The sequence below is a fragment of the Pseudomonas sp. P5_152 genome, from assembly GCF_033989915.1.
Lineage (GTDB): Bacteria > Pseudomonadota > Gammaproteobacteria > Pseudomonadales > Pseudomonadaceae > Aquipseudomonas.
This window is the reverse complement of record NZ_JASFAH010000002.1, coordinates 4,955,651-4,970,020: the sequence shown is the minus strand read 5'-3', so window position 1 is coordinate 4,970,020 and position 14,370 is coordinate 4,955,651. Positions and strand designations below refer to the sequence as shown.

The 14,370-nt window shown below is 62.2% G+C and carries 15 protein-coding genes and 1 pseudogene; 6 read left to right on the top strand and 10 right to left on the bottom strand.

What is annotated here, in order from left to right:
* Positions 1-84: 84 nt before the first annotated feature.
* The 7 genes from QMK50_RS22610 to QMK50_RS22580 are packed head-to-tail and all read right to left on the bottom strand — an operon-like array spanning position 85 to position 5,757.
* Positions 85-519, bottom strand: a complete 435-nt coding sequence (locus tag QMK50_RS22610; protein ID WP_320333992.1) for a nuclear transport factor 2 family protein — start codon at positions 517-519, stop codon at positions 85-87.
* The gene (locus QMK50_RS22605) at positions 516-905 is read right to left on the bottom strand and encodes a nuclear transport factor 2 family protein (protein WP_320333991.1); all 390 of its coding nucleotides are present in this window, start codon (positions 903-905) and stop codon (positions 516-518) included. The genes QMK50_RS22610 and QMK50_RS22605 overlap by 4 nt, the downstream gene beginning before the upstream one ends.
* Positions 906-2,108 (bottom strand): acetyl-CoA C-acyltransferase, encoded by a 1,203-nt coding sequence (locus QMK50_RS22600; RefSeq protein WP_320333990.1) that lies wholly within the window; start codon positions 2,106-2,108, stop codon positions 906-908.
* A 29-nt stretch (positions 2,109-2,137) separates the two neighbouring features.
* Complete coding sequence (locus tag QMK50_RS22595; RefSeq protein ID WP_320333989.1) at positions 2,138-2,596, bottom strand: MaoC family dehydratase; 459 nt, start codon at positions 2,594-2,596, stop codon at positions 2,138-2,140.
* A gap of 2 nt (positions 2,597-2,598) precedes the next feature.
* The gene (locus tag QMK50_RS22590; protein ID WP_320333988.1) at positions 2,599-3,381 is read right to left on the bottom strand and encodes an SDR family oxidoreductase; all 783 of its coding nucleotides are present in this window, start codon (positions 3,379-3,381) and stop codon (positions 2,599-2,601) included.
* 13 nt (positions 3,382-3,394) lie between these two features.
* On the bottom strand, positions 3,395-4,588 hold the full coding sequence (locus tag QMK50_RS22585; RefSeq protein WP_320333987.1) for an acyl-CoA dehydrogenase family protein: 1,194 nt from the start codon (positions 4,586-4,588) through the stop codon (positions 3,395-3,397).
* Entirely contained in the window at positions 4,585-5,757 is a 1,173-nt protein-coding gene (locus QMK50_RS22580) for an acyl-CoA dehydrogenase family protein (RefSeq protein ID WP_320333986.1), read from the bottom strand. The genes QMK50_RS22585 and QMK50_RS22580 overlap by 4 nt, the downstream gene beginning before the upstream one ends.
* A 227-nt stretch (positions 5,758-5,984) precedes the next feature.
* On the opposite strand from QMK50_RS22580, the gene QMK50_RS22575 reads away from it, so the two are divergent.
* Positions 5,985-6,632, top strand: a complete 648-nt coding sequence (locus QMK50_RS22575) for a YceH family protein (RefSeq protein ID WP_320333985.1) — start codon at positions 5,985-5,987, stop codon at positions 6,630-6,632.
* Positions 6,633-6,668: 36 nt separating this feature from the next.
* Here the strand turns inward: QMK50_RS22575 and QMK50_RS22570 are convergent, their stop codons facing one another.
* Positions 6,669-7,487: a shikimate 5-dehydrogenase gene (locus QMK50_RS22570; protein ID WP_320333984.1), complete on the bottom strand. Its 819-nt coding sequence runs from the start codon at positions 7,485-7,487 to the stop codon at positions 6,669-6,671.
* Between the two features lie 245 nt (positions 7,488-7,732).
* Here QMK50_RS22570 and QMK50_RS22565 point away from each other — a divergent pair, with 245 nt between their 5' ends.
* The 3 genes from QMK50_RS22565 to QMK50_RS22555 all read left to right on the top strand — a co-directional run bounded on the left by QMK50_RS22565 (position 7,733) and on the right by QMK50_RS22555 (position 8,807).
* Positions 7,733-8,086 (top strand): hypothetical protein, encoded by a 354-nt coding sequence (locus QMK50_RS22565; RefSeq protein ID WP_320333983.1) that lies wholly within the window; start codon positions 7,733-7,735, stop codon positions 8,084-8,086.
* 247 nt (positions 8,087-8,333) lie between these two features.
* Positions 8,334-8,528 carry a hypothetical protein gene (locus QMK50_RS22560; RefSeq protein WP_095167768.1) on the top strand — a complete coding sequence of 65 codons (195 nt, stop codon included), beginning with the start codon at positions 8,334-8,336 and terminating at the stop codon, positions 8,526-8,528.
* 96 nt (positions 8,529-8,624) lie between these two features.
* Positions 8,625-8,807: a hypothetical protein gene (locus QMK50_RS22555; protein WP_095167766.1), complete on the top strand. Its 183-nt coding sequence runs from the start codon at positions 8,625-8,627 to the stop codon at positions 8,805-8,807.
* On the opposite strand, the gene QMK50_RS22550 is transcribed toward QMK50_RS22555, so the two are convergent.
* Positions 8,804-9,865 carry an AI-2E family transporter gene (locus tag QMK50_RS22550; RefSeq protein WP_320333982.1) on the bottom strand — a complete coding sequence of 354 codons (1,062 nt, stop codon included), beginning with the start codon at positions 9,863-9,865 and terminating at the stop codon, positions 8,804-8,806. The genes QMK50_RS22555 and QMK50_RS22550 overlap by 4 nt on opposite strands.
* A gap of 156 nt (positions 9,866-10,021) precedes the next feature.
* Here QMK50_RS22550 and yegQ point away from each other — a divergent pair, with 156 nt between their 5' ends.
* Positions 10,022-11,347, top strand: a complete 1,326-nt coding sequence (gene yegQ / locus QMK50_RS22545; protein ID WP_159994571.1) for a tRNA 5-hydroxyuridine modification protein YegQ — start codon at positions 10,022-10,024, stop codon at positions 11,345-11,347.
* 172 nt (positions 11,348-11,519) lie between these two features.
* Here the strand turns inward: yegQ and QMK50_RS22540 are convergent, their stop codons facing one another.
* Positions 11,520-12,836, bottom strand: a complete 1,317-nt coding sequence (locus QMK50_RS22540; protein ID WP_177440618.1) for a Na+/H+ antiporter family protein — start codon at positions 12,834-12,836, stop codon at positions 11,520-11,522.
* A 47-nt stretch (positions 12,837-12,883) separates the two neighbouring features.
* Here QMK50_RS22540 and QMK50_RS27435 point away from each other — a divergent pair.
* Positions 12,884-14,359: pseudogene (locus tag QMK50_RS27435) on the top strand (HAMP domain-containing protein); the annotation flags it as partial.
* Positions 14,360-14,370 lie beyond the last annotated feature (11 nt).

Sequence of the window (14,370 nt, the reverse complement as noted above, 5' to 3'; positions counted from 1 at the left end):
ATAAGGCCGGCACATCCAACATCCATGTTGCCTGACATGCCGCCTTCGCGAGCAAGCCAGCTCATACAGGGATCGCGGCGGTCTTCAGGAACGCGCCACTTGCGAGTGAGCGGTAAAACGGGTGGCGACGATCTTCCATTGTCCGGCGATGCGCTGGTAACGGTCCTGATAGAACCCACCCAACTGCCGCGTCGCCCCGCTCTCGCCATCCAGATTGAAGTACCACAGGGCCCAACGGCCCTGGGCTTCGTCCTCGTTGAGCCATTCAATCTCCGGGTTGGCGCCATGGTGCAGATCGATCACCCGCGCATGACAGGCGAGTTCGCGATACAAGGCGACAAAACTGTCGCGCTCACGAAAGACCCCGAGCGGACCGTAATCGATCAGCACTTCACCTTCGGCGAAGCAGTCGGTAATCACCTCGACCTGCTTCAGATCACAGGCATTGAGGTAGCGGTGCTTGAGCTGGCGGATGTCCTCCAGCGCTTCCAGGCGGGTAATTCGCTGCTGCAGATTCACACAACACCTCGCGCCGTCACATTGACCTCACTCCAGAAGGCTTTCATCGAGCGGATCTTGCCCTGGGCGTCAAACTCCATCACGTCGATCACATGCAGCGAGCAGGGTTGCCCAGCCCATTCCATGTCGACCCGGAACGGCATCGCACCGCAACCGCTCGAGGTCGCCCGCACCGGGCCGGTCCGGGTCGCCGAGACCTTCATCGCCCCCAATCCTTCACGGTAAAAGCCTGCGATGGCGTCGATGCCCTGCAACGGCGCCTGGCCGACCGGGTCTTCAACGGTGGCGTCTTTGGCGTAGAGCGCGAGGATGCCATCGATGTCACCGGCATCCACCAGTTCCACGTAACGTGCCATTGTCGTCTGGATATGTTGTGCACTGATCATTCAGACCACCTCGAACAAAGCCGCAGCGCCCATGCCGCCACCGATGCACATGCTCACCACCACGTAACGCAAACCGCGGCGCTGGCCTTCGATCAAGGCGTGGCCGACCATCCGCGCCCCGGACATGCCGAACGGATGACCGATGGCGATCGCCCCGCCATTGACGTTCAGGCGCTCGGCCGCAATGCCCAGGGTGTCGCGGCAGTACAGCACCTGACAGGCGAACGCTTCGTTCAACTCCCATAGGCCGATGTGGTCCATAGTCAGACCGTGGCGCTTGAGCAGCTTGGGAATGGCGTAGATCGGACCGATACCCATCTCGTCGGAGTTGCAGCCGGCAACGGCCATGCCGCGATAGATTCCCAGCGGTTCCAAGCCTCGTTTCTCGGCCATTTTTGCACTCATCAGTACCGCAGCCGATGCGCCGTCGGACAGCTGCGAGGCGTTGCCAGCGGTGATGAATCGACCCTTTTCGCTCCACTGACCACCGGGCCATACCGGGTCCAGTGCGTTAAGACTTTCACGGCTGGTATCGATGCGGTTGCACTCGTCGCGCAGCAAGGTGACAGTTTCATAAGTGGTTTCGCCGGTGGCCTTGTCGAACAGCGCCTTGCGGCTGGCCAGCGGCGCCAGTTCACGGTCAAAGCGCCCGGCGCTCTGTGCCTGTGCGGTACGCAGTTGGCTCTGGTAGCTGTATTCGTCCTGCTCGTCGCGAGAGATGCCGTAGCGCGCAGAGACGATCTCGGCGGTTTCGATCATCGGGATATAGGCGTGCGGGTCCAGCTCGATCACCGAGCCCGACTGATTGCGATACAGGTTCTTGTGCTTGTTCTGCACCAGGGAGATCGACTCCAGACCACCGGCCACGGCGATATCGATTTCATCGCACATGATGCCTTTGGCGGCCATGGCGATGCTCATCAGGCCCGACGAGCACTGGCGCTCGACGGCCATCCCGGCGACGGAAGTCGGCAGGCCGCCGGCAATCGCACACAGGCGCCCCAGATTGTACGACTGGGTACCCTGCTGCGCGGCGGCACCGATGATCACGTCGTCCACTTCACCCGGTTCGATACCGGCGCGGCGCACGGCTTCGCGCACCACGTGGCCGCCCAGTTGCGGCGCTTCGGTGTCATTGAACGCGCCGCGAAAGGCTTTGCCGATCGGGGTGCGGGCGGTGGAAACAATGACGGCTTCTTTCATGTTCAATTCCTCGAAAATTCTGTTGAAGGTCAAGCCGGGTAATAACGACTGATGGTGTCGACCACGACGCCTGGGCGTTCCTCGCCATCGATCTCGACGCTGACGCGAATAGTTGCCTGCACGCCGCCCCTCACTTGTTCGACCGCGATCAATTGCGCACTGCCGCGCACCCGCGAGCCGACGCGCACCACTGCAGGAAAACGCACCCGTTCGCAGCCGTAATTGACACCCATGGCCAGGCCGCGAACCTCAACGATTTGCGGCAAGAACAGATTGACCAGGGCAAGACTCAAGTAACCATGGGCAATACAGCCGCCAAACGGGCCGCCGGCGGCCTTGAGCGGATCGACGTGAATCCACTGGTGATCGCCGGTGGCCTCGGCAAACTGATCAATACGCGCCTGCTCCAGCAGCAGCCAATCGCTGACGCCGAGCGCCTGGCCCACGGCGTCGAACAAGTCCATCGGAGTGTCGAAAATACGTGGCATGTTCAGGCCCTCTGACTGGACACCGACAACACTTCGCCGGTCATGTAGGAGCTGTAGTCGCTGGCCAGGAACATCATTACGTTGGCCACTTCCCAGACTTCGGCGGCGCGGCCGAACGCTTCGTTGCTGGCCAGTTGATCGAGCACGGCCTGGGGCGCGGATTTACGCAGGAAATCGTGCAGGGCAATGCTCGGGCTGACCGCGTTGATGCGGATGCCGTAGTCGGCGGCCTCGACCGCTGCGCAGCGGGTCAGCGCCATCACTCCGGCCTTGGCGGCGGCGTAGTGCGCCTGTTCTTTCTGCGCCCGCCAGCCGAGTACCGAAGCGTTGTTGACGATGACCCCGGCACGCCGCGCCATCATTTTTGGGAGCATGGCGCGGGTCATGCGCATGGTGCCGGTGAGCGTGACATCGATGACCCGATGCCATTCTTCATCGGCCATCTCCACCAGCAATCGCGAACCGCCAAGCCCGGCGTTGTTGATCAGCACATCGACGCCTTGCAGGTCACGCTCGGCGCAGGTGATCAACTGCTGCACCTGGGCTTCGTCGGCGACGTTGCAAACCTGGCCGAAAACCTGTTGCAGTCCAGTGGCCTCGCGGACTTTCAGCACCGCTTCGGCCAACCGGCCTTCATGGATATCGCTGATCATCAGCGCCCGGCAGCCTTCTTCGGCAGCGCGCACGGCGGCGGAAAAACCGATCCCGGCGCCGGCGGCGGCGGTAATCAGCACCGACTTGCCGCGCAGCAGGCCACGACCTTCAACATATTGCGGTACAGACATGAACTCTCTCCTTTCAGGCGCGCGGACGCGGCTCTTTGGGCATGCCCAAGGCACGCTCGGCGATGATGTTGCGCTGGATTTCGTTGCTGCCGCCGTAGAGGGTGTCAGCGCGGCTGAACAGGTACAGCGACTGCAATCGGGTCAACTGGTAGGGCGCGGCTTCGAGCAACTCCGCTTCGGCGCCGAGGACGTCCATTGCCAACTTGCCGAGGCTGGCGTGCCAGGTCGACCAGAACAGCTTGTAGATCGTTGCTTCTTTGCGCAGCGATCCGTCCTGGCTACCCGAGAGCATACGCAGCGAGTTGTAGCGCATGATCCGCAAGCCGCTCCAGGCTTCGGCCAGACGCTGGCGCAGGATCGGATCGCGGGCAGCGCCGTTATGCTTGGCGATGGCGATGATTTCGTCGAGTTCGTTGTGGAACTGCATCTGCTGGCCGAGGGTCGACACGCCGCGCTCGAAACCCAGCAGCGCCATGGCAATCTTCCAGCCTTCGCCCGGCGCGCCGATGATGTTGGCGGCGTCGGTGCGGGCATCGTCGAAGAACACCTCGTTGAATTCCGAGGTGCCGGTCAATTGCTCGATGGGGCGCACGGTGATTTGTCCCTGGTCCATCGGCACCAGCAGGAACGACAGACCGCGATGGCCGACGCTGCCAGGTTCAGTGCGGACGATGACAAAGCACCAATCCGATTCGTGGGCCAGGGAGGTCCAGACTTTTTGGCCGTTGATCACCCACTGCCCCGTCGCCTCATCCAGCGTGGCGCGGGTCTTGACGTTGGCCAGGTCGGAACCGGCGCCCGGCTCTGAATAGCCCTGGCACCAGAACGCCGTGCCGCTGACGATTGCCGGCAACAAGCGCTGTTTCTGTTCGACCGTACCAAACGCCGCGATAGTCGGCCCGGCCAGCCCCTCACCGATGTGGCCCATGCGTCCGGGTCCGCCGGCGCGGGCGTATTCTTCGTGGAAAATCACCTGTTGGGTGATCGATAGCCCGCGCCCGCCATGTTCCGGTGCCCAGCCGACACAGGTCCAGCGGCCCTCGGCGAGTTTGCGTTCCCAGGCTTTGCGCTCTTGCGCAAACATGTGCTCATCGCCCGGCCCACCGCGAAAACGCAGGGGCTCGAATTCGCCGCAGAGGTTGGCGCTCATCCAGTCGGCGACTTCCTGGCGGAAGCGTTCGTCCTGCTCGCTGAAACTGATTTTCATGGCTGCTCTCCCAGGATCACCGAAGCAATGCGCTCGCGATGCCAGGCCGGTAGCCCGAGGAAGCTCTCACTGGCGCGGGCGCGCTTGAAGTAGAGGTGCGGGTCATATTCCCAGGTGAAACCGACGCCGCCATGCAACTGGATCGACTCTGACGCGCAGTGGAAATAGATTTCCGAGCACTGCGCCTTGGCTAACGCCGCCGCCAGTGGCAGTTCGGCCGCGACCTGCGGATCACCCTGCGGATCGAGGACTTCCTGGGCCACGCACGCAGCGTAATAACTGGCCGAACGCGCGCATTCGACTTGCAGCATCAGGTCGGCGGCGCGGTGTTTGAGGGCCTGGAAACTGGCGATCGGGCGACCGAACTGCTGGCGCTCCTGCATATAGGCCACGCTGAGATCGAGCACCTGCTGCGCACCGCCGGTCTGTTCGGCGGCGAGGCCGATGCAGGCCAGTTGCAAGACCTTTTCCAGATGCGGCCAGCCCTGGCCGAATTCGCCCAGCAGCGCGTCAGCCTCAAGGTACAGGCCTTTGAGCTGGATCCGTGCCTGACGTCGGGTCTGGTCCATGGTCGGCAGCATTCGCCGTTCTATGCCGGCCCGTACAGCGTCGACGGCAAACAGGCTGATACCCGCTTCGCCAACGGTTCCGGGCTGGCGCGCGGCAATGATCAAAAGATCGGCGCCGTGCCCGTCGAGCACATGCTTGAGCATGCCGTCGAGGACAAAGCCGTTGCCTTCGGCCACCACCGTGGCCTGGACATCGTCGGCCGACCAGCCGTTGGCGCTGCTGAAACCCAGGGTCGCGGTCACGCTGCCGTCGGCAATCAACGGTAACCAGCGCAGCCTCTGTTCATCGTTGGCCGCCAACAGCAGTGCAGGCGTGGCCATGCAGGCGGTGGCGAAAAACGGCGAGCACAGCAAACGCCGGCCCATCTGTTCCAGCAGGATCGCCAGTTCGACAAAGCCCAGGCCAAGACCGCCATAGGCTTGGGGAATATGAATCGCCGGCCAGTACATTTCCTGGCACAGCCGCTGCCAGAGCGCTTCGTCGAAGCCCCGTTGACTGACCATGGCCGCGCGTACGGCGGCAGAATCCGAGACATCGGCGAGGAAACCCTCGGCCGATGCGCGGATCATTTCCTGTTCGTCGCTGAATGCAAACTCCATCGCGGCGCCTTCTGCTCGTTTGGCGGGGCACGCGTGGCGCAACACCCCTTTGAGCTTGAAGTCTGGCGCCGCGCGTACGTGGTGCAATCGTCAGCCCTGCCTAGTCCAAACAGGTGATGCCGTGGACAATGAAGCGCTGCATGCCGGCAACGCTCGACTAACCTGCAGCAACGAGGTCTTATAAGCCGAGAAAATCCAGACCAACCGTTAGCGAGGTTCCAGACACTGTGAGTACTGAGCAAGAGACGACTATCGACGAACCACGCCTGAACAGCACGGAAATCCGCATTTTGGGCTGCCTGATTGAAAAGCAGGCCACCAGCCCGGAAACCTACCCGCTGACCCTCAATGCCGTGGTTATCGCCTGCAACCAGAAAACCAGCCGCGAACCGGTGATGAACCTGAGCCAGGGTCAGGTCGGGCAAAGCCTGCGCGCACTTGAAGGGCGCGGTTTTACCCGATTGGTGATGGGCAGCCGCGCCGATCGCTGGGAGCATCGCCTGGACAAGGCGCTGGAGTTGGTGCCGGCGCAGGTGATCCTGACCGGGCTGTTGTTTTTAAGAGGTCCGCAGACGGTCAACGAACTGCTGACCCGCAGCGGCCGCATGCACGACTTCGAAGATGCCGAGCAAGTCGTGCATCAACTGGAACGCCTGATCGCCCGTAACCTGGCGCTGCTCATCCCGCGCCAGGCGGGCCAGCGCGAAGACCGCTACATGCACGCCTTGGGCGACCCGGCGGATATCGAAGCGATCCTCGCGGCGCGCCAGAACCCGGTGGAGCGCGGCAGCGTCAGCGGTGTGTCACTGGAGCGCATTGAAGAGCTGGAAGCGCGAATTGCCGCGCTTGAAGAGCGCCTGGCCCGACTCGAGTAGCCCTGCCAGGCCCGTCTACCCTGCCCCGCCGCCTGATCAGGCGCGGGCAAACGCCACCGCTTGCTGGAATTGCGCTTCGCTGGGGCGCACGCCGGTGTACAACACAAACTGCTCCAGCGCCTGGATGGCGATGACTTCAAGGCCGGTGATCACCTGCTTGCCAGCCGCCTGGGCCTGCACGATCAGCGGAGTTTGCGATGGAATCGCCACCACATCGAAGACGATATGCGCCTGATCGATCACCTCGGCCGGGAACGCCAGTTGCTCGGCCTCGCTGCCACCGGCCATGCCAATGGGCGTGACGTTGATCAGCATCTGCGGGCGCTCCTCGCCCAGTTCCGCTTGCCAGCGATACCCCAGCGAGTCGGCCAGGGCGCGCCCGGCACTTGCATTGCGGGCCACGATCAGGCCGTTGCTGTAGCCGCCATCGCGCAGGGCACTGGCAACCGCCTTGGCCATGCCACCGCTGCCGCGCAAGGCGAAGCTTGAAGCCTGCGGCACGGCGTGGCTCTTGAGTAATTGCGCGATCGCGATGTAGTCGGTGTTGTAGGCCTTGAGATGACCGTTGGTGTTGACGATGGTGTTGATCGAGGCGATGGCCGCCGCCGATGCGTCCAGCTCATCGACCAGGGCGATGCAGGCTTCCTTGAACGGCATCGACACCCCACAACCGCGGATACCCAGGGCGCGAATCCCCGCCACCGCCCCCGGCAGGTCCTGGCTGCTGAACGCTTTGTAGTAGAAGTTCAGGCCCAGTTGCTCGTACAGATGGTTGTGGAAACGCAGGCCGAAATTTCCGGGGCGCCCCGACAACGACATGCACAGTTGGGTGTCTTTGTTCGGGTTCATCAGCATGTGGGACTCCTTCGCTAAGCACTTTCAGACCAACGGGATTAGCCAGCCCGCAAACGTTGATCAATCATGACAAGGTGCCCGGCCCTGTTGGCGTAGCCGGGTCCGGACGGCGCTACAGACCTTACACAAAATTTACCCAGGCGCCTCGTGAAATCGCCAAAAAACGCTGTCTGAGAGATATCCCCGCGACACTTGCTGGCTCTATCGCAGAACCAGGCGCCGGGGAGACACAACGAGGAACCATCATGCTCCGTAAACTCCCTGCAATTGCCTTGCTGATCGGAGCCTTCGCTGTCGCAGGACAGGCCCAGGCCCACGGTGGTGGTTACTACGGATGGGGTGCGCCGGCGGCAGTCGGCGCGGTTGTCGGTGCCGTGGTCGCAGGCTCGGTGATCGCCAACTCGCAACGCCCCGTGTATGTCCAGCAACCGGTCTACCTCCAGCCGCAACCGGTGTACATCCAGCAACCGCCGCCGGTCTACTACCAGCCGCCGCCGGTGTATGTGCAACAACCGGTCTACTACCGCCCGGCACCGGTGTACTACGGCCCGCCCCATGGTTATTACGGCCCGCCCCGCTACTACGGTCCACGCTGGTAAGCGCTGGCCGATAAAAACCCCAGGCCTCGCATCGCTGCGGGGCCTGTTGCCGTTTTGCAGCCGATTGCATGTCTGAATAAATCTCGCCAAGGTCGCTGCCGGGACAATGCCTGCGGCAAGATGGCGCATGATGGATCCGACGAATAGCCTGGCTTGCGTCGCCCAGGTGTCATATTTATGTCATGACAGGACCGCAATCTCTATTCTGTCCGTCACAAACGGTTAATAAAAACAAGGACGACCCTCTATGCCCACGCAAAACCCGCACCGCATTGTCGGACTCTGCACCTCCAGCAAGGTCTATAGCGCACTGACCGAACTCAAGCACCTTGAGGGCCATCGCAGTGCCAAGTTTCTTTCGCTACTGGCCGAGAACCTGGTGCGCAAAGGCCTGCTCAATGAACACGAAGTCATGAACATGCTCGACCAGGTCGTCGACTGACCGCCCCAACGCCGTCAATGTCCACTATCGAGCGCGTTGATTGTCCCAGGAATCAGCGCGCCGGTAAGGTAGCTCCATCGATTGATGGAGGTACTTATGCCCAAGGTTCAGATCATGTCCGTGATTGGTAGCGCCGTCCCCGCGCCCCTCAGAGAGCTGGGATTGCTCGCCTGTTGGTATGTGGTGCAGGACGGCGAGGCCATCAGTGGCCCGCTGACCTCGCTGCCCGCCGCCCAGGCCCTGTCGCAACGCATCGGCAGTTTTACCCTGAGCGCTTAAGGCAACTGCACCCGCGGCTTGGTTTCGACGTACAGCGCCCAGCTGGAGATGAACAGTGCGGCGATCAACGGACCAATGACAAAACCATTGAGCCCGAAAACCGCCAGGCCGCCCAGGGTCGAGATCAGGATCAGGTAATCCGGCATCTTGGTGTCCTTGCCTACCAGGATCGGGCGCAACACGTTATCCACCAGGCCGATCACGAACACCCCGTACAGCCCCAGGACCACCCCCTGCCAGACCGCACCACTGAGCAGGAACCAGGCTGCGACGGGCGCCCAGACAATCCCCGCCCCCACCGCCGGCAACAGCGACAGAAACGCCATCAACACCGCCCAGAGCAGCGCACTGGGAATGTCCAGGAACCAGAAGATCAGCCCACCCAGCGCGCCCTGCGTGACGGCCACCAGCAGGTTGCCTTTGACCGTTGCCCGCACCACGCGGTTGAACTTGAGCTGCAGGCGGCGTTTTTGATGCTCTTCCAAAGGCACTGCCGTGCGCAGCTTGCGCGCCAGCTCCGGGCCGTCGCGTAAAAAGAAGAACAGCAGGTACAGCATGATGAAAAAACTCACCAGGAACTCGAACGTGCCCTGACCGAAGCTGAACGCCTTGGTGGCAAAAAACTCGCTGCCCTGCATCGCCCCCTTGACGATTTTTTCCCGCAAGCCACTCAAGTCGCCCATGCCGAAACGATCCAGCAGGTGCTGGAAATACGGCGGCAGGCTGTGTTTGAACTGCGCCAGGTAGCCGGCAATGTCCAGTTCGCCGCTCTCGATGTTCTTGTAGAGCGTGGCTCCCTCCTGCACCAGCAAGGCGCTGATGGTGATCACCGGCAAGATCGCGATCACCAGGCACACGCTGAGGGTAAACAGTGAGACCAGGTTGCGTTGCCAGCCAAATTTCAATTGCAGCCGATGCTGCAACGGGGCAAACACGATGCCCAGAATCACCGCCCAGAACACCGCACCGTAGAACGGCAGGAGAATCCAGATAAACGCCAGGGTGACCAGGACCAGCAGGACCATCAGTGATTTGTTCTGTATCGAGGAGTGGTTCATGTCCGATCCATGTCTGAAAAGCGCCGACTGCGCCTTACAGGTTAGTCAGCCACGCAACGCGCGAGTGCCGTGATTTCTTCAGCGAGCATAGATCCAGATCAATAAACGTCCGGCGCACCTGCCCTACCCTCGCGCCCTTTTGCGATCGACGCTGCCATGACTCTCGCCACGCCCGAACTGCTTGCCCCCGCCGGCACCCTGAAAAACATGCGTTATGCCTTCGCCTATGGTGCCGATGCGGTGTATGCCGGCCAGCCGCGCTACAGCCTGCGGGTGCGCAACAATGAGTTCGATCACGCCAACCTGGCCCTCGGGATCAGCGAGGCCCAGGCCCAGGGCAAGCGCTTTTACGTGGTGATCAACATCGCCCCGCACAACGCCAAGCTCAAGACCTTTCTCAAGGACCTCGAACCGGTGATTGCCATGGCCCCGGACGCGCTGATCATGTCCGACCCGGGCTTGATCATGCTGGTGCGCCGGCATTTCCCGCAGATGCCGATCCACCTCTCGGTGCAAGCCAATACCGTCAACTGGGCCAGTGTCGAGTTCTGGCAACAGCAAGGGCTGAGCCGGATCATCCTCTCGCGCGAGTTATCCCTGGAGGAAATCGCCGAGATCCGCCAGCAGGTACCGGCCATGGAGCTGGAAGTGTTTGTCCACGGCGCACTGTGCATGGCCTATTCCGGGCGCTGCCTGCTGTCGGGCTACATGAACAAGCGCGATGCCAACCAGGGTTCCTGCACCAACGCCTGCCGCTGGAAGTACGCAGCCCAGCCGGCGACGGAAAACCACGTGGGCCAGATCGTCCAGCAGTTTGCGCCGCAACCGACCCTGGGCCTCGGCACACCGACCGACCAGGTGTTCCTGTTGCAGGAAGCCAATCGCCCGGACGAACTGCTGCCGGCCTTTGAAGATGAGCACGGCACCTACATCATGAACGCCAAGGACCTGCGCGCCGTGCAGCACGTGGAGCGCCTGACGCACATGGGCGTGCATTCGCTGAAGATCGAAGGCCGGACCAAGTCGCACTTCTATTGCGCGCGCACCACCCAGGTCTACCGCCGAGCAATCGACGACGCCGTGGCCGGCCGCCCGTTCGACCGCAGCCTGATGACTGACCTGGAATCCCTGGCCCAGCGCGGCTACACCGAAGGTTTCCTGCGCCGTCACGTCCACGACGAATACCAGAACTACCAGAACGGCAGTTCGGTCTGCGACCGCCAGCAGTTCGTCGGCGAGCTGACCGGCGAGCGCCGTGAACGCCTGGCCGAGGTCAAAGTGAAAAACCGCTTTGCCCTGGGCGACCACATGGAACTGATGACCCCCAAAGGCAATTTCCACTTCGACCTGCAGCAGTTGCAGAACGCCAAGGGCGAGCCGCTGGAAGTGGCACCGGGGGACGGCCACATCGTCTACCTGCCGATTCCGGATGCGGTGGACTTGCAATATGGGCTGTTGATGCGAGACGTGAACAAGGGCTGATCGTGGCCCTCGCACCTACACAATCCCTCTAGGCACACACCCAAGCCCCCTTGTAGGAGCGAGCTTGCTCGCGAAGAACGTCAACGATAACGCGCCCATCCAGGATGAATACAAGCACCGCAAGCGGGCGCCGCAAGCGAGCGCCGCCCCTGCAACAAGCTTGACTGCCGGGTTACAACACCATCGCCGCCACCCAACCAAACGCCAGCAACGGCAGGTTGTAGTGCAGGAACGTCGGGACCACGGTGTCCCAGATATGGTGATGCTGGCCGTCGATGTTCAGGCCCGAGGTTGGGCCCAGGGTCGAGTCCGAGGCTGGTGAACCGGCGTCACCCAAGGCGCCGGCAGTGCCGACGATGCAGACGATGGCCAACGGACTGAAGCCCAGTTGCACGCACAGCGGCACAAAGATCGCCGCCAGGATCGGCACCGTGGAAAAGGACGAGCCGATACCCATGGTCACCAGCAGCCCGACCAGCAGCATCAGCAACGCACCGACGCCCTTGCTGTGGCCGATCCACGCCGCCGACGTCTCAACCAGGGTCTGCACCTCGCCGGTGGCCTTCATGACCTCGGCGAACCCAGAGGCGGCGATCATGATGAAACCGATCATCGCCATCATCTTCATGCCTTCGGTGAACAGATCATCGGTCTCGCGCCAGCGCACCACCCCCGATACCGAGAAGATCAGGAACCCGGCCAAAGCGCCGATAATCATCGAATCCAGCAGCAACTGGATGATGAAGGCGGCGGCAATCGCCAGCCCTGCCACCATCAACGTCAGCGGGTTGTACTGGACTGCCACCTGCTCGACCCGCTCGATTTTCTCCAGGTCATACACGCGTTTCTTGCGGTAGCTGACAAACGCCAGCAACAACCCGAACACCATGCCCAACGCCGGAATACCCATGGCGTGGGTGACGTTGACGCCACTGATGTCGACGCCGCTCTTGGCCACGTTGGCCAGCAGAATCTCATTAAGGAAGATATTGCCGAAACCCACCGGCAGGAACATGTACGGCGTGATCAAGCCGAAGGTCATGACGCAGGCGATCAAGCGGCGATCCAGTTGCAACTTGGTCAGCACATACAGCAGCGGCGGCACCAGCAGCGGGATAAAGGCAATGTGAATCGGCAGGATGTTCTGCGAGGCGATTGCCACCACCCAGAGCAAACCGATCAGTAACCACTTGACCTGGCCGCCGCCATTGGCGTCCTGCCGATCCACCAGGGCCAGGGCCTTGTCTGCCAAGGCATGGGCCAGGCCAGACTTGGCAATCGCCACCGCAAAGGCGCCGAGCAAGGCGTAGGACAACGCCACGGTCGCGCCGCCGCCCAGGCCACTGTTGAAGGCCTTGAGCGTCGCTTCCATACCCAGGCCGCCGGTCAGGCCACCCACCAGGGCGCCAATGATCAGCGCGATCACCACATGCACGCGGGACAGGCTGAGTACCAGCATGATGCCGACCGCGGCAATTACTGCATTAATCATCGTTACCTCAAGGCACAGTCGCCGCTGAACGCGGCGCAAACGGGATGAGTCCGGCCTGCCAGCTGCAAGGGCCGACACCGGATGGAATAGAGGTTTTATTAGAGGGCGCGCACTGTGCCGCAGCCCGCCGCGCTTGTCAAAAACTACGCGGCAGTTGGTACAGGACTCAAGAAAGCGCTGGTGAGGCCGTTACAGGTCCAGGTCTTGGATATTTATCGATTAAGGGCGCCTCCATGTCACTCAGACAGCTGTCGATTCAATGGAAAATCACCCTGCTGGCCGGGCTGTGCCTGGCCGGCATCGTGACCTTGCTGGTGGGCCTGTCGTTGTATCGCATGGAGCACAGTTCCGAACTGGTCAAGGCGTCGAGCATGAGCATGCTCAATGAAGCGGCCCAGTCGCGCATCGAAGCCCAGGGCGAAGTCCAGGCGCTGGGGATTCGCCAGCAGTTCATGGACGCCTATCAATATGGCCACGGCTTCTCGCGCCAGGTGCTGTTCCTGCGCGAACAGGCCGAGAAACGTTTCCTCGACGCCTTCGACCTGCGCGAAGACCTGACCCGCCAGGTCAAGTCGGCGCTGCAGGCCAACCCGCAACTGCTCGGGTTGTCGCTGGTATTCGAAGCCAACGCCCTGGATGGCAAGGATGAGCTGTTTGCCGGCCAGGATGAACTGGGCAGCAACGACAAGGGCCGCTTTGCCCTGTACTGGTCGCAGCCGACCGCCGGCAAGTTGAACTCAATGGCGCTGCCTGAAAGCGACATGGCCGACACTAGCTCCGGCCCCAGCGGCGAACCGGCCAATGCCTGGTTCACTTGCCCGCGCGCAACCCTCAAGCCCTGCGTGATCGAACCCTACTTCTATGTGATCGATGGCCAGAACGTGCTGATGACCAGCATCGTCTTCCCCTTGCTGGCGGATGGCAAAGTCATCGCCTCGCTGTCGGTGGACATCAACCTCAACAGCCTGCAGGCCGTCAGCCAGCAGGCGAGCCGCGAACTCTACGACGGCCAGACGAGCGTCAGCATCCTCAGCCCCGTCGGCCTGCTCGCCGGCTACAGCCCAGACGCCAGCAAACTCAGCCAGCGCCTGGGCACGGTGGACCAGGACGGCAGCGAACTGCTGCGCATGCTGGGCACCAGTAACCAGACCCAGAGCCTGCGCAGCCAGCAGCAACTCAAGGTGCTCTCGCCGTTCGAACCGATTCCCGGCGGCAAGGCCTGGGGGGTGTTGCTCGACGTGCCGCAACAGGTCGTGGTCGGCCCGGCGCAAGCCCTGCAGGCCGAACTCGACGCCACCAACACCACCGGCACCCTGATCGAGTTGGGCCTGGGCCTGATAGCCGCGGTCATCGGCCTGCTGCTGGTCTGGCTGATGGCCCGCAGCGTGACCCGGCCGATTCTCGGCGTGGCCCAGATGCTCGAAGACATCGCCAGCGGCGAAGGCGACTTGACCCGGCGCCTGGCCTACGACAAGCAGGACGAACTCGGGCAACTGGCCGGCTGGTTCAACCGCTTCCTCGACAAGCTGCA

Coding starts and splice junctions, on each gene's coding strand:
- yegQ (WP_159994571.1), top strand. CDS start 10,022: ATGACTCTCGCCACGCCCGAACTGCTTGCCCCCGCCGGCACCCTGAAA.
- QMK50_RS22605 (WP_320333991.1), bottom strand. CDS start 905: ATGATCAGTGCACAACATATCCAGACGACAATGGCACGTTACGTGGAA.
- QMK50_RS22585 (WP_320333987.1), bottom strand. CDS start 4,588: ATGAAAATCAGTTTCAGCGAGCAGGACGAACGCTTCCGCCAGGAAGTC.
- QMK50_RS22580 (WP_320333986.1), bottom strand. CDS start 5,757: ATGGAGTTTGCATTCAGCGACGAACAGGAAATGATCCGCGCATCGGCC.
- QMK50_RS22550 (WP_320333982.1), bottom strand. CDS start 9,865: ATGAACCACTCCTCGATACAGAACAAATCACTGATGGTCCTGCTGGTC.
- QMK50_RS22565 (WP_320333983.1), top strand. CDS start 7,733: ATGCTCCGTAAACTCCCTGCAATTGCCTTGCTGATCGGAGCCTTCGCT.
- QMK50_RS22555 (WP_095167766.1), top strand. CDS start 8,625: ATGCCCAAGGTTCAGATCATGTCCGTGATTGGTAGCGCCGTCCCCGCG.
- QMK50_RS22600 (WP_320333990.1), bottom strand. CDS start 2,108: ATGAAAGAAGCCGTCATTGTTTCCACCGCCCGCACCCCGATCGGCAAA.
- QMK50_RS22570 (WP_320333984.1), bottom strand. CDS start 7,487: ATGCTGATGAACCCGAACAAAGACACCCAACTGTGCATGTCGTTGTCG.
- QMK50_RS22595 (WP_320333989.1), bottom strand. CDS start 2,596: ATGCCACGTATTTTCGACACTCCGATGGACTTGTTCGACGCCGTGGGC.
- QMK50_RS22560 (WP_095167768.1), top strand. CDS start 8,334: ATGCCCACGCAAAACCCGCACCGCATTGTCGGACTCTGCACCTCCAGC.
- QMK50_RS22590 (WP_320333988.1), bottom strand. CDS start 3,381: ATGTCTGTACCGCAATATGTTGAAGGTCGTGGCCTGCTGCGCGGCAAG.